A 12,894-nucleotide genomic window follows, 5' to 3' on the forward strand; every position below is an offset into this window, starting at 1 on the left:
CAGCGTGCGGACCCGGTGTGTCGTCCGAGGACCTCGTCCCGTTCGCCATCACCACTAGTCTGGACGGCATGCAGCAGACGCCCCCGGAGAGTGCACACGATCCGAACGACGCCTGGGACTCCCCGCGCGGTCTCACCGCCCACTGCGAGGCAGTCCGCGCCGCGCTCGCCGCCCGCACCCCGCGCACGGAGACAGTGCCGCTCACGGCCGCCCTGCACCGCAGCCTGGCCCGGGACGCGGTCGCAAGCATCGCCCTGCCGCCCTTCGACAACTCCCAGATGGACGGGTTCGCCGCCGCCTCCGCCCACACCCCGGGCCGCCTCCCGGTCGCCGCGACCATCGCCGCAGGCCACGTCCCCGCGCCGCTGGCCGCCGGCACTGCCGTGCCGATCATGACCGGCGCCCCGGTGCCATCCGGGGCGGACACCGTCGTACCCGTCGAGGACACCGACGACGCCCGCTTCGACGTCACGGAGGTCGGACTGCCCGCCTCGGCTCCCGGCCGGTTCGTCCGCCCGGCCGGCAGCGACGTCGCCGCCGGGGACACCGTGCTCACCGCCGGCACCCGGCTGGGCGCTGCCGCGCTCGGCGTGCTCGCCGCTCTGGGCCGCACCGAGGTCGCTGTCCGCGCCCGGCCGCGGGTCCTCGTGTGCACCGGCGGTGACGAGGTCGTCCCGCCCGGGCAGCCGCTGCCCGCCGGTCGGATCTACGACGCGAACACCGCGCTGCTCCACGCCGTCCTCACCGGGTGCGGCGCGGAGGTCTGCGCCACCCGCCTCGTCGCGGACTCACCGGACGACTTCGCCGACTCCCTGCACGCCGACATCGCCGCCCACGACCCCGATCTCGTCGTCACCTCCGGCGGGATCAGCGCCGGCCGGTTCGAGGTGGTGCGCAGCGCGCTCGCCGCGGAGCCGGCCGTGCGGTTCGGGTCCGTCGCCATGCAGCCGGGCGGGCCGCAGGGCCTCGGCGTGCTGCGCGGCGGCATTCCGATCGTGTGCCTGCCCGGCAACCCGGTGAGCACCTGGGTGAGCGCCGTGCTGCTCCTCGGACCCGCCCTCGCCGAGGTGTGGGGCACCACCGGGTCGACCACCCGGCAGGCCCGGCTGGAGACCGCGGTGACCCCGCTCGCGGCCAAGACGCAGATCCGCCGCGGCATCCGCGTGCCCGCGGCGCCGGACCGCGTCGACGTGCTGCCCGGCACGAGCTCCCACCTGCTCGCCGAGGCCGCCCGCGCCGAGGTGCTCGTCCTCGTCCCGCCCGGTCCCGAGCCGCTGCCCGCCGGCACCGCGGTCGAGGTCGTCGACCTGTGATGGCGCCTACGATGGGGATCATGAGCACATCGAACAGGAGTACGGGTGCACACCTCGACTGATCCGCGCTTCGGGGCGGGACGCTCGGCGGCCGTCGTCGTCGCCTCGACGTCCGCCGCCGCGGGGCAGGCGGAGGACCGGACCGGCCCGCTCCTCGTCGACTGGCTGACCGGACGCGGCTACGACTGCCCGGCACCGCTCGTCGTCGCCGACGGGGAACCCGTGGCCCAAGCGCTCCGCGCCCTCCTCGAAGAGTGCCCGCCGACAGAGCGGCCGCGCATCGTCATCACCAGCGGCGGCACCGGACTCAACCCCGACGACCGGACACCGCAGCTCACCGAACCGTTCTTCGAATACCCCGTGCCGGGCATCATGCACGCCCTGTGGGGTGCGGGGCTCGCTCACACGCCCACAGCCGTCGTCAGTCGCGGAGTCGCAGGTGTACGGGATCGGACATTCATCGTCACCCTGCCCGGGTCCTCCGGCGGCGTGCGCGACGGGATCGCGGTGCTCGACCCGCTCCTGCCCCACATCCAGGCCCAGATCGAGGACATCCGCGATCACGGGAACCGGGCATGACCGAGCATCCGACCCAGCCATGTGCGCACCCTGCCGACCCGTCGGCGTCCGACCCGGCCCCGCCCGAGGCGACCGCGAGGCCCGGTGAGAACACCCCGGCCCCGTACGTCGCCGCCCGCATCACCACCGATCCCCTCGACCCGCGTGCGGCGCAAGCTGCGGTGACGACAGTGGAGACGGGTGCCGCCGTCGTGTTCTCCGGTGTCATCCGCAACCACGACGAGGGCCGCACCGACGTCGTCGCCCTCGACTACACAGCCCATCCGGACGCCGCAGCGATCATCGCCGAGGTCGTCGCCCGTGTCGCTACGGAGCATCCCGGGGTGCGCGTCGACGCCGCACACCGGATTGGTCCGCTGCACGTCGGCGAGGACGCGCTCGTCGTCGCCGTGGCCTCGGCGCACCGGGCGGAGGCCTTCGCGTGCTGCGCCGCCCTCGTCGACGCGATCAAGGCCGAGGTGCCGATCTGGAAGCGCCAGGACTACGCCGGCGGCGACCACTCGTGGGTCGGCCTCGCATGACCGGCCCCGGGTCAGCGGCCGGTCCGCACGAGCACCCGGGCCCCGGCCCAGCAGCCGGCCCCGGGCGCTACGACCGGCAGATCACCGTCCCCGGCGTCGGGCCCGAGGGCCAGGAGCGCCTGAGGGTCGCCCGCGTCCTGTGCATCGGGGCGGGCGGCCTCGGTGCCCCGGCGGCCCTCTACCTCGCCGGCGCGGGGATCGGCACGCTCGGCATCGTCGACGACGACACCGTCGACCTGAGCAACCTCCACCGGCAGATCATCCACCGCACCGCCGACATCGGCCGGCCCAAGGTCGACTCCGCCGCCCGTGCGCTCACCGCTCTCAACCCCGAGATCACCGTCGCCACCCACCGTGAGCGCCTGAGCCGGGACACCGTGCTCGACGTGCTGGACGGCTACGACATCGTGCTCGACGGCTCCGACAACTTCGAGACCCGCTACCTCGTATCCGACGCCTGCACCGTCCTCGGGATCCCGCATGTGTGGGGCGCGGTGCTCGGCGCGGGCGGGCAGCTCAGCGTGTTCGACGCCCGGCGCGGCCCCGTCTACCGGGACCTCTACCCCGACGTCCCCGCGCCGGGCAGCGTGCCGTCCTGCGCGGAGGGCGGCGTGCTCGGCGTGGTGCCCGGCGCTCTCGGCGTCGCGATGGCAGCCGAGGTGATCAAGCTCGTCCTCGGGTACGGCACACCGCTCATCGGCACCGTCCTCGTCCACGACATGCGCACCGGCACCTGGGAGCCCGTGCCGCTCGCCGCGAACCCCGACGTCCACCGGCCCGCCGCCGCGGCCGAGGTCGGCGCCGGGATCCGCTCCCTCGTCACCGTCGAGCAGCTCGCCGCAGCACTCGGGGAGCGGGATGCCGGGGCCCGCGACTTCGCGCTCCTCGACGTGCGCGAACCGGCGGAGCACGCGGCGGCCGCGATCCCCGGCGCGCGCCTCGTGCCGCTCGACCGGATCCTCGCCGGGGAGGACCTGCCGACGCCCAGCGGGGCCGAGGTGTTCGTCCACTGCCGCTCCGGTGCCCGGTCCGCGCGCGCGGCCGCCGCGCTCAGTGCCCGCGGGTACGTCGTTCACGACGTCGCCGGCGGCATCGAGGCCTGGGCGCGCCGAATCGAACCCGGACTGCGGATCGACCCCTGACTGCGGATCGACTCCTGAGTCCGAGGCCACCTCAGTGCGGTCAGCAGGATCCGGGGTCACCTCAGTGCGGTGGCGCGCTTTCCACGGTCGCTCCAGTGCGGATACCGAGAAGTAACCGCACTGGTTCGACGCCCGAACACCGCCCCGGACCTCGCGCGCACCGCACCCCACGGGCCCCGGCGGCTGGATCCGGCGCCGCCCACCGGGCATAGACTCGATCACGCAGCATCACACCCGACACCGCACCGCCCGGCGGTCAGCCGCCTCCGCGGTGCACGGAAGGATCGCATCATGGCCACCGTGTCCGAGAACATCGTCGAAACCCTGTCCGAGAGCGGCGTGGAACGCGTCTACGGCCTCCCCGGGGACTCCCTCAACGCCTTCACCGATGCCCTGCGCACCCACCCCCGCCTCGGCTGGGTCCACGTCAGGCACGAGGAGGCGGCCGCCTTCGCCGCCTCGGCCGAGGCGGCGATGACCGGCGGGCTCGCGGTATGCGCGGGCAGCTGCGGGCCGGGCAACCTCCACCTCATCAACGGCCTGTTCGACGCCCAGCGCTCGCGCGTGCCGGTCCTCGCGATCGCCGCGCACATCCCGAGCTCCGAGATCGGCACCGGGTACTTCCAGGAGACCCACCCGCAGGACCTGTTCCGCGAGTGCAGCGTCTACGTCGAGCACGTCACCCGGGCCGACCAGATGCCCCGGCTGCTGCGCATCGCCATGCGCGAGGCGCTCGAGAAGCGCGGTGTCGCCGTGCTCGTGGTCTCCGGGGACGTCCTGCAGGCGCAGCTCGACGCCGAACCCGAGGAGATCACCGCCCACCCCTCCCGCGTCATCCCTGCCGAGTCGCAGCTCGACTTCGCCGCCGAGGCGCTCAACACGTGCTCGCGCGTGACGATCCTCGCCGGAGCCGGCACCGCCGGGGCGCACGCAGAGCTGCTGGCGATCGCGGAGACCCTGCAGGCGCCGATCGTCCACGCCCTGCGCGGCAAGGAGCACGTCGAGTACGACAACCACTTCGACGTCGGGATGACCGGGCTGCTCGGCTTCGCCTCGGGCTACCGCGCGATGATGGAGGCGGAGACGCTGCTGGTCCTCGGCTCCGACCTGCCCTACCCGCAGTTCTATCCGGGCGACGCCACGGTCGTGCAGGTCGACATCCGCGGGGAGCAGATCGGGCGGCGCACCCCGGTCGACATCCCGCTCGTCGGCGGGGTCTCCGAGACCATCGAGGCCCTGCTGCCCCGGCTCACGGCCAAGACGAGCAGCAAGCACCTCGACACGATGACCAAGCACTACGCGAGGACCCGGAAGAAGCTCGACGAGCTCGCCGGGCCGACCAAGCGCACTATCCACCCGCAGTACCTCACCCGGCTCATCGACGAGGCGGCCGCAGACGATGCGGTGTTCCTCCCCGACGTCGGCTCCCCGGTGATGTGGGCGGCCCGCTACCTCACGATGAACGGGCGCCGCCGGCTCATCGGGTCGTTCACCCACGGGTCGATGGCGAACGCGGTGTCGCAGGCCATCGGCGTCCAGGCCACCGACCGGGACCGGCAGGTCATCGCGCTCGCCGGCGACGGGGGACTCGCGATGCTCCTCGGCGAGCTCATCACCCTGACCCAGAACGAGCTGCCGGTGAAGACCGTGGTGTACAACAACTCCTCGCTCAACTTCGTCGAGCTCGAGATGAAGGCCGCCGGCTACGTCAACTTCGGCACGGACCTGAAGAACCCGGACTTCGCCCGCGTCGCCGAGGCGGTCGGGATCCGAGGGATCCGCGTCGAATCGGCGCAGGACCTGCCGGCAGCCGTGGAGGAGTTCCTCGCCCACGACGGACCCGCCCTGCTCGACGTCGTCACCGAGCAGCAGGAGCTGTCGATGCCGCCGAGCGTGACGGCGGAGCAGGCCAAGGGCTTCGCGCTCTACGCGATCCGCACCGTGATGAGCGGCCGCGGCGACGAGCTCATCGACCTCGCCAAGGCGAACCTCCGCCAGCTGTTCTGAGGGCGCGTGCCCGGCTCTCTGCCGCTGGGGTACTGGAAGCCGGCGCTCCCGGTGCACCCCAGTGCGGTCTGCTGGTTCCCGGTGCACCCCAGTGCGGTCTGCCGGTTCCCGGTGCGATCCTGTGCGGTCTGTTGGTTCCCGGGGCACCCCAGTGCGGATACTCGTCCGTAACCGCACTGGGGTGACTGCGGAACGGGGCTGTCGCACGGAATCGGCCTCGGAAGCACCGGCACCCGAACCGGCCCCGGACCGGCCCCCGGAAGGACCGGCTGCGTTGCCGCGTGCGTCCTCAGCCGTGGATGCGGCGCCAGGCGCGACCGAGGCGGGCGGCGCCCTCCTCGAGCGTGGGGACGTCGAGCTCGGCGAAGGTCAGGCGCACGGCCCCACGAGTGCGCGAGGGGTCGCCGCCGAGGCCCTGGCCGGTCGCGCCCGCAGGACCCGCAGCATTCGCGGCGCCTACAGCGTCGCCCGCCGCGCCCGCCGCGCTGGCGGCACCCGCCGCACTCGCCGCACCTGAAGCGCCGCCCGCGCCACCCGTCGGGGTGACCCCGAACCATTCGCCGCGCTGGTAGACGAGCCCCTCGTCCTGGGCGGCGTCGAACAGGGCCGCGAAGTCGGCCTCCTGGTCGCGGAACCGCGCCCACAGGAAGAACCCGCCCTGCGGCTCGATGATGTCGAGCTCGCCCGGCAGCTCGCGGTGCAGCGCACCGTGGAGTGCCCGGGCCTTCTGCGCGTACACCGCACCCGCGGCGGCATTGGCCTGCGCGTACTCCGGTCGTCCCACGATCCGCTCGACGATGTCCTGGAGCACCCCGCTCGCCTGCCCGTCGAGCCGGTTGCGGAGCTTGACGTACTGCTCCGCGAGCGCCGACGGGACGACGGTGTAGCCCAGCCGCAGCGCCGGCCCCAGGGTCTTCGAGAAGGTGTTGACCCCGATCACGTGCTCGCTGTCTCGGACCCACGCAGCTGCGGGCACCTCGGCCCCGGGGAAGGCGAGCTCACGGTACGGGTCGTCGGCGAACACGGTGAACCCCCAGCGCTCGGCGAGCTCGGTGAGCCGCTGCGCCTTCTGGGCGGACAGCACCGCGCCGCCCGGATTGTGGAAGGTCGGCACCGTGAACACCGCCTGCGGACGCACCCCGGCGGCGAGGTGCGACTCGAGCTCGTCGACGTCGAGACCGTCGGCCTGCACCCCGACGGGCACGACCCGCACGCCCGGCACGAGGTCGAGGACGCGGAGGAACAGCGGGAAGATCGGATCGTCGACGACGATCGTGTCCCCTGGATCGAGGGTGCCGAGCACCGCGAGGGCGAGGCCGTTGATGCCGCCGCTGGTGACGATGATCCGCTCGGGTGAGACGCCTTCGCGCTCGGCGAGGAGCGCGCGGAACGACGGCGTGCCCGCCGCCGGCACGTAGCCCAGCCGCGCGCCGTAGCCGGGGGAGTCCATGAGCTCGTGGACGGCCTCGCGGTAGAGGTCGACCGGGAGGAGGGACCTGTCCGGATTGCCGCCGCCGAGGTCGATGCTGCCGGTGCCGACCCGGATCAGGCTGGCGTCCCCGAACCCCTGCCGACCGGGCAGGCCGGAGAGCAGGGAGCTCCCGCCGGGCAGCCGGGTGCGCGCGGGATCGGTACCGGTGGGTGAGGTGCCGGCGGGTGAGGTGCTGTCGAGGTGGGTCATGGGTCTCCTAGTCGATGAATCTCTTCGCGATCCAGTTCCCGAGGAACTGGACGCACTGCACGAGCACGATGAGCACGATGATGATGAGCGCCATCACCGCCCAGTCGAACCGCTGGTAGCCGTAGGTGAGCGCGAGGTTGCCCAGGCCGCCCCCGCCCACCGCGCCGGCGACCGCGGTGGCGTCGATGAGTGAGATCGAGATGAAGGTCAGCGACAGGAGCAGCGGGCCGAACGCCTCGCGCACGACGAACCCGAAGAGGATGTGGAGCGGTCGGGCGCCCATCGCCTCGGCGGCCTCGACCACGCCGGGGTCGACGGCGACGAGGTTGGACTCCGCGACCCGGGCGATGCCCATCGCGCCTGCGATCGCGAGCGGCGGGATCGCCGCGCTCGGGCCGATGCTCGTGCCGATGATCGCCCGCGTCACCGGGGTGAGCGCGACGAGCAGGATGATGAACGGGATCGGGCGGAAGATGTTGACGACGAAGTTGAGGACGAAGTGGACCGCCCGGTTCCCGAGGATCTGGCCCGGCCGGGTGGCGAACAGGAAGATGCCGAGCGAGAGCCCGACGACGGCGGCGATGAGGAACGCCGCGGTGACCATGTAGAGCGTCTCGAAGAGCGCGTCGGCGACCTTGGGGACGACGGTTCCGAAGTCGATCACCAGCGGATCACCTCCGCCTGCGCACCGAGCTCGGCGACGAACGCCTCGACCGCCCGGTCCTCGCCGTAGAGGGCGAGGCTGAGCTGGCCGTAGGGGTGGTTCTTCACGCGCGCCACCCCGCCCTGGATGATCGAGAAGTCCACCGCGTGCGCGCGGGCGAGCCGCGACAGCACCGGGGTGCCGACGAGGGTGTCGTCGACGGTCACGGAGACCCGGTGGTCGGTGAACTCGCCGCGCAGCTGGGTCTTCTCCGCCTCGGTGAGCGCGGTCCGCGTGTAGGACTCGACGAGCCCGGCGGTCACCGGGTGCGCCGGCCGGGACAGGATCTGCTGGATCTCCCCGGTCTCCACGACCCGCCCGGCCGACAGGATCGCCACCCGGTCCGCGAGCCGGCTGACGACGTCCATCTCATGGGTGACGACGACGATGGTGATGCCGAACTCCTCGTTGACCGAGCGCAGCAGGGCGACGATGTCGCCGGTGGTCTGCGGGTCGAGCGCGCTCGTCGCCTCGTCGGACAGGAGGATCGAGGGCCGGTTGGCGATCGCGCGGGCGATCCCGACCCGCTGCTTCTGCCCGCCGGACAGCTGCCGGGGCTTGACGAACGCCTTGTCGCCGAGGCCCACGAAGTCGAGCAGCTCGCTCACGCGGGCGGAGATCTGCGCCTCCTTCATCCCCGCGAGCTGCAGGGGTACGGCGATGTTGCCGTACACCGTGCGCGAGTTCATGAGGTTGAACTGCTGGAACACCATGCCGATGCCGTGGCGCAGCCGCCGCAGCCGGTCCCCGGTGACCCCGGCGAGGTCGACGCCGTCGACCTCGACCGTGCCCGAGGTGGGCCGCTCGAGCGCGTTGATCATCCGCAGCAGCGTCGACTTGCCCGCGCCCGAACGGCCGATGAGCCCGAAGATCTCCCCGGCCCCGACCGACAGGTTGACGTCGTCGAGCGCGGCGGTGGTGGCACCCTGCTTCGTGGTGAAGGTCTTCGACACCCCCGACAGGACGATCCGGTCGGTGCCCGGGGTGGCCGGGGTGCCCGGCGTCGTGGCGGAGGCGCCGGCCGGCCCGGTCTGCTCGTGAGCGGCCGAGGAGGCGGCCGCGGCCGAGGCGCTGCTCCGGTCGCTCATGATTCGCGGGCCTTGTCGAGCTCCTCGAGCGCATCGAGGAGCTCGCTGCGCGGGCGGTCGACGTAGGAGGCCTGGCCGTTCTTCTCCTCGTTGAAGGCGTCGACGACCCGCTGGTCGCGGTAGGTCTCCTCGAGCTGCTCCCACACCGGGTCCTCGGCGCGGTCGGGCATCGTGGCGACGATGATCGTGTACGGCACGGAGGAGGGCGCCTCGGGATCCTCGGCCTGGAGGGCGTCGTCGACGGTGATGCCGAGCGCCGGGTCGAAGTCGTCGGTGCCGACGACGACGCCGTCGACGGACGGGTCCTCGTAGGCCGTCTGCACGGATTCGTGGGCGAGCCGGGCGAACTCGATGTTCTTCGGGTTCGCGGTGATCTGCTCCTCGGTCGGGTAGAAGCCCTCCTCGTCGCTGATCTCGAGCAGGCCGGCGCTCTGCAGGATGAACAGGGCGCGGGAGAAGTTCGAGGGGTCGTCCGGCATCGCGATGCGGGCGCCGTCGGGCAGCTCGGCGAGGTCGGTGACGGTCGAGGAGTAGAGGCCCCACTGGGAGATGTTCGTCGAGAACAGCGGGGTGATGTCGGAGTCGTTCTCACCGTTGAACGCGCTGAGCCAGGCGATGTGCTGGAAGGAGTTCGCGTCGACCTCGCCCTCGAGCAGCGCGGTGTTCGGCAGGTACGGGTCGTCGAAGTTGACGAACTCGAGGTCGAGGCCGTTCTCCCGGCCCACCTCGATGATCGCGTCCTGGTAGTCGCTCTGCGCGGTGTCGGCGATGCGCAGCGCGGTGAGCTCGCCGGCGGCCCCTCCGGCACCGCCCTCACCGCCGGAGCGCTGGGTGAGCGCGACGATGCCGACGGCGACGAGTGCGAGCACGGCGAGGATCGCGGCGACGATCATCCCCCGCCGGCGGCCGGCCCGACGGCGGTCGAGGTGCTCCTGGACGGAGGCGTGCGTGGAGCCGGAGCCGGGTGCGGAATCAGCGGCGGAGGGATTCGTGGAGTCCGGGCGGTCGGCGGGTGGGCGGGGTGAGGTGGTCATGGCTGGTCCTTGGTGACGAGGGCCCGGTGGGCCGGAAGATGCGGTGGAGTGCCCGGGGGTGGAGATGACGCGGTGAAGTGCCCGGGGGCGGGGAGGCGCGGCTGTGTGCGCACACAGCAGGACGCGGGGCATCACGGTGCGGTCAGTCGGTTCCCGGGGCGAACCAGTGCGGATACTGACGGGTAACCGCACTGCAGCGGCAGTTGAAAGGTGCATTCGCACTGACATGCCTGGGGAACCTGCAGAGTGGTCCCCGGCGTTCGTCGGTGAATGCTGTTCAGCGAGGGTGCAGGGAGGACATCAACCGATGACGGTGGTGACGCGCATGAGGTCGATGTGGAGGCGCCGCCAGCACAGCGGGCTCAGAGGATGCGTGGTCACCCCAGAATTGAACGCCACCGGGAGTCGAACGGTCAAATACCGTCTCGCGATCCGGAGCCCCCGCGGCGACGGTCGTCGTCGTCCTCGTCGTGCGGGGCGCCGTCCCTGCCCGTGGTGCCCGCGTCCTCGTCATCGGCGAGCTCGCCGGTGATCCAGCCGGGCGGGGCGGGATCCTCGGAGCCACGCGCGGAACCGGTCGGCCCGGAGTGCGCCGGCCCGCCGGATCCACCGGGCCCACCGAAACCGGGCCCGCCGAACGCGGGCCCGCCGAACACCACCGGCCCGCCGGCACCGGTCCGCCCACCGAGCCCACCGAGGCCGCCGAGGCCGTTCTGCTCTGCCGCGGCACGTCCGAGCGCGCGCCCCAACCGGACGCCGAGGAGGATTGCGGCGACACCCTGGAGGACGAGGAAGGCGGCGACGAGCCACAGCACCGCACCGATGCCGGCCGCCGGGTCGAGCAGCAGCACGGCGCCGAGCACCAGCCCGAACCCGCCGAGCAGCAGCAGGCCCCACCACAGGGATCCGCCCAGCCGGCGCAGGGCGAGTGCGCCGAGCACCGCCAGCCCGCCGAGCAGGAACGCCCACAGTCCGGCGATGACGGCGATGACCGCCGCGGACTCGCCTGGCAGCAGGAGCACGAGGACACCGAGTCCGATCGCCAGGAGTCCGCGCGCCAGCGGCCAGCCGGAGCGGGAGCCGGAGCGCCGGGAGGCCAGACGCAGCAGCGCGAGGACGCCGTCGGCCAGGAGCCACGCCGCGCACAGGACGACGATGACGAGGAGCGCGAAGTCCGGGAACACCGCCATGAGAAGGCCGGCGAGCACGGACAGCACACCCTGCACGATCACGGTGGTGCGCATCCGAGCGAGGGCGCTGACGGGGTCGAAGGGCGTGAAGGCGGTCATCCGTGAGCCTCGATCCTGCGCAGCCGCAGCCCGGCCGGGTACGCGTCGAGCGTGTCGGGCAGGGCCGAGCGGCGCCCCGACATGTACGTGGCGAGCACCCGCCCGCCGGTGCCCGCACCGTGGCCGGCGGCGAGCGCCGGGTCGTCCGGGTCGAGGCCGAGGCGCCGCGCTGTCTGCCGGGCCACGGCGTGCGGGGAGTCGTGGAGATTGCGGGTGGCCGGTCGGCGGGCGCGGATCCGGTCCTCGACGAGGCCGTAGTGGGTGCAGCCGAGCACGATCGTCTCCACATGCTCGGGGGTGGCGGCGATGGCCGCGTCGATCGCGGTGTCGACGGCGGCGAGCTCGGCGCTGTCGATCGCCTCGGCGAGCCCGGCGCACGCCACCGGGTGCACCTCGGCCTCGGCGGCGAACTCCTCGATGAGTCCGCGCTGGTAGTCGCTGACGGTGGTGGCGCGGGTGGCCCACACGGCGAACGGCTCACCGGCGTCGGCGGCGGTCTTGATCGCCGGCACGGTGCCGATCACCGGGGTGCCCGGCTCGAGCTGCGCGCGCAGCGGGGCCAGCCCGTGGACCGAGCCGGTGTTGCACGCGATGACGACGGCATCGGGCTCCCACGGGGAGAACACCTGGGCGGAGGCGATGATGCGCTCGGCGACCACCCCGGCATCGAGCGCCCCGTAGGGCATCCAGTCGGGATCCATGGAGAGGAGGAGGTCGGCGTGCGGGACGCGGCGGTGGAACGCGTCAGCGAAGTCGACGAGGCCGAGGCCGGAGTCGATGAACCCGACCAGCGGCGTGCGGGGGCGAGACATGTCTCAGTCCTTTCCGTGGACCCGGCGGCCGAGGCCTTCGGGGGCGACGAGTGCGTTCTCGGATCGGTCGGCCGGCGCGGTGCCGGGAGCTGCGGGCGCCTCGGCGGCGGTGCGCCGTCTGCGGCTGAGCAGGCGGGTGGTCGCGGCGGTGGGCTGCGGCCTGGGGTGGGTGAAGGCGCTGATGCGGCGGAAGTGCTCGGCGGTGAGCCCGCGGCTGAACTCGGGGGCGATGAGGAGGAGCCGGCCGGGGTAGGTCTCGGAGAAGTAGGAGTAGGTGGCGGGGGCCGCGAGGTCGTCGTCGATCCAGATCGCGCGCTCGTCGGGGTGGTCGGCGAGCCAGGCCTCGACAGCATGGGCCTTCCACCAGCTCTGCGGATCGCCGGCGAAGCGGTTGTAGGAGTCGTCGGGCATGGGGATGACGGCGTAGGTGCCGCGGAAGCCGAGCGTGGGCTCGAGCTCGGTCGTGCACCGGTCGGACCAGGTCGAGAGCCACACGAGGTCGACCAGGCGCTGCTCGACGAGCCGCTCGAGGCGGCGCACGACCGCCGGGCGGAAGTGGAGCTCGTAGTTCCAGGCGTGGACGCGGCGGCGCCGTTCGCGGTAGAAGCGCATGCCGGTCACCGGGTAGGAGTTGAGCACGCCGTCGACGTCGAGGAACAGGGTCACCTGTCGCGCACGTCGGCGTGCGGAGTCCTCAGATGTCATCGTGTGCGTGTCGGCCGGTT

12 protein-coding genes are annotated in these 12,894 nt (G+C 72.8%); 5 read left to right on the forward strand and 7 right to left on the reverse strand.

Annotated features, from left to right (window positions below):
• Positions 1-68 precede the first annotated feature (68 nt).
• From glp to poxB, 5 genes are all read left to right on the forward strand, one after another.
• Positions 69-1,313: a gephyrin-like molybdotransferase Glp gene (gene glp, locus MTQ12_RS09310; RefSeq protein ID WP_247618374.1), complete on the forward strand. Its 1,245-nt coding sequence runs from the start codon at positions 69-71 to the stop codon at positions 1,311-1,313.
• Between the two features lie 45 nt (positions 1,314-1,358).
• Positions 1,359-1,892 carry a MogA/MoaB family molybdenum cofactor biosynthesis protein gene (locus MTQ12_RS09315; RefSeq protein WP_247618375.1) on the forward strand — a complete coding sequence of 178 codons (534 nt, stop codon included), beginning with the start codon at positions 1,359-1,361 and terminating at the stop codon, positions 1,890-1,892.
• A complete protein-coding gene (locus MTQ12_RS09320) occupies positions 1,889-2,413 on the forward strand; it encodes a molybdenum cofactor biosynthesis protein MoaE (protein ID WP_247618376.1) in 525 nt (174 codons plus the stop codon). Before MTQ12_RS09315 ends, MTQ12_RS09320 begins: the two co-directional genes overlap by 4 nt.
• A complete protein-coding gene (locus MTQ12_RS09325) occupies positions 2,410-3,555 on the forward strand; it encodes a ThiF family adenylyltransferase (protein ID WP_247618377.1) in 1,146 nt (381 codons plus the stop codon). Before MTQ12_RS09320 ends, MTQ12_RS09325 begins: the two co-directional genes overlap by 4 nt.
• 291 nt (positions 3,556-3,846) lie before the next feature.
• Positions 3,847-5,562, forward strand: a complete 1,716-nt coding sequence (gene poxB / locus MTQ12_RS09330) for a ubiquinone-dependent pyruvate dehydrogenase (RefSeq protein WP_247618378.1) — start codon at positions 3,847-3,849, stop codon at positions 5,560-5,562.
• Between the two features lie 289 nt (positions 5,563-5,851).
• Here the strand turns inward: poxB and MTQ12_RS09335 are convergent, their stop codons facing one another.
• From MTQ12_RS09335 to MTQ12_RS09365, 7 genes are all read right to left on the reverse strand, one after another.
• The gene (locus tag MTQ12_RS09335; protein WP_247618379.1) at positions 5,852-7,243 is read right to left on the reverse strand and encodes a PLP-dependent aminotransferase family protein; all 1,392 of its coding nucleotides are present in this window, start codon (positions 7,241-7,243) and stop codon (positions 5,852-5,854) included.
• A gap of 7 nt (positions 7,244-7,250) precedes the next feature.
• Positions 7,251-7,907: a methionine ABC transporter permease gene (locus tag MTQ12_RS09340; RefSeq protein ID WP_247618380.1), complete on the reverse strand. Its 657-nt coding sequence runs from the start codon at positions 7,905-7,907 to the stop codon at positions 7,251-7,253.
• Entirely contained in the window at positions 7,904-9,034 is a 1,131-nt protein-coding gene (locus MTQ12_RS09345) for a methionine ABC transporter ATP-binding protein (RefSeq protein WP_137318369.1), read from the reverse strand. The genes MTQ12_RS09340 and MTQ12_RS09345 overlap by 4 nt, the downstream gene beginning before the upstream one ends.
• Entirely contained in the window at positions 9,031-10,068 is a 1,038-nt protein-coding gene (locus MTQ12_RS09350) for a MetQ/NlpA family ABC transporter substrate-binding protein (protein WP_247618381.1), read from the reverse strand. The genes MTQ12_RS09345 and MTQ12_RS09350 overlap by 4 nt, the downstream gene beginning before the upstream one ends.
• A gap of 413 nt (positions 10,069-10,481) precedes the next feature.
• On the reverse strand, positions 10,482-11,357 hold the full coding sequence (locus MTQ12_RS09355) for a DUF308 domain-containing protein (RefSeq protein ID WP_247618382.1): 876 nt from the start codon (positions 11,355-11,357) through the stop codon (positions 10,482-10,484).
• Positions 11,354-12,169, reverse strand: coding sequence for an aspartate/glutamate racemase family protein (locus MTQ12_RS09360; RefSeq protein WP_247618383.1), 816 nt, complete (start codon positions 12,167-12,169; stop codon positions 11,354-11,356). The genes MTQ12_RS09355 and MTQ12_RS09360 overlap by 4 nt, the downstream gene beginning before the upstream one ends.
• Positions 12,170-12,172: 3 nt before the next feature.
• Positions 12,173-12,874, reverse strand: coding sequence for an HAD domain-containing protein (locus tag MTQ12_RS09365; RefSeq protein WP_247618384.1), 702 nt, complete (start codon positions 12,872-12,874; stop codon positions 12,173-12,175).
• Between the last annotated feature and the right edge of the window lie 20 nt (positions 12,875-12,894).

It is taken from the genome of Brevibacterium sp. R8603A2 (assembly GCF_023072605.1).
GTDB lineage: Bacteria > Actinomycetota > Actinomycetes > Actinomycetales > Brevibacteriaceae > Brevibacterium > Brevibacterium pityocampae.

Coding starts and splice junctions, on each gene's coding strand:
- MTQ12_RS09345 (WP_137318369.1), bottom strand. CDS start 9,034: ATGAGCGACCGGAGCAGCGCCTCGGCCGCGGCCGCCTCCTCGGCCGCT.
- MTQ12_RS09350 (WP_247618381.1), bottom strand. CDS start 10,068: ATGACCACCTCACCCCGCCCACCCGCCGACCGCCCGGACTCCACGAAT.
- MTQ12_RS09365 (WP_247618384.1), bottom strand. CDS start 12,874: ATGACATCTGAGGACTCCGCACGCCGACGTGCGCGACAGGTGACCCTG.
- MTQ12_RS09335 (WP_247618379.1), bottom strand. CDS start 7,243: ATGACCCACCTCGACAGCACCTCACCCGCCGGCACCTCACCCACCGGT.
- poxB (WP_247618378.1), top strand. CDS start 3,847: ATGGCCACCGTGTCCGAGAACATCGTCGAAACCCTGTCCGAGAGCGGC.
- MTQ12_RS09360 (WP_247618383.1), bottom strand. CDS start 12,169: ATGTCTCGCCCCCGCACGCCGCTGGTCGGGTTCATCGACTCCGGCCTC.
- MTQ12_RS09355 (WP_247618382.1), bottom strand. CDS start 11,357: ATGACCGCCTTCACGCCCTTCGACCCCGTCAGCGCCCTCGCTCGGATG.
- MTQ12_RS09325 (WP_247618377.1), top strand. CDS start 2,410: ATGACCGGCCCCGGGTCAGCGGCCGGTCCGCACGAGCACCCGGGCCCC.
- glp (WP_247618374.1), top strand. CDS start 69: ATGCAGCAGACGCCCCCGGAGAGTGCACACGATCCGAACGACGCCTGG.
- MTQ12_RS09320 (WP_247618376.1), top strand. CDS start 1,889: ATGACCGAGCATCCGACCCAGCCATGTGCGCACCCTGCCGACCCGTCG.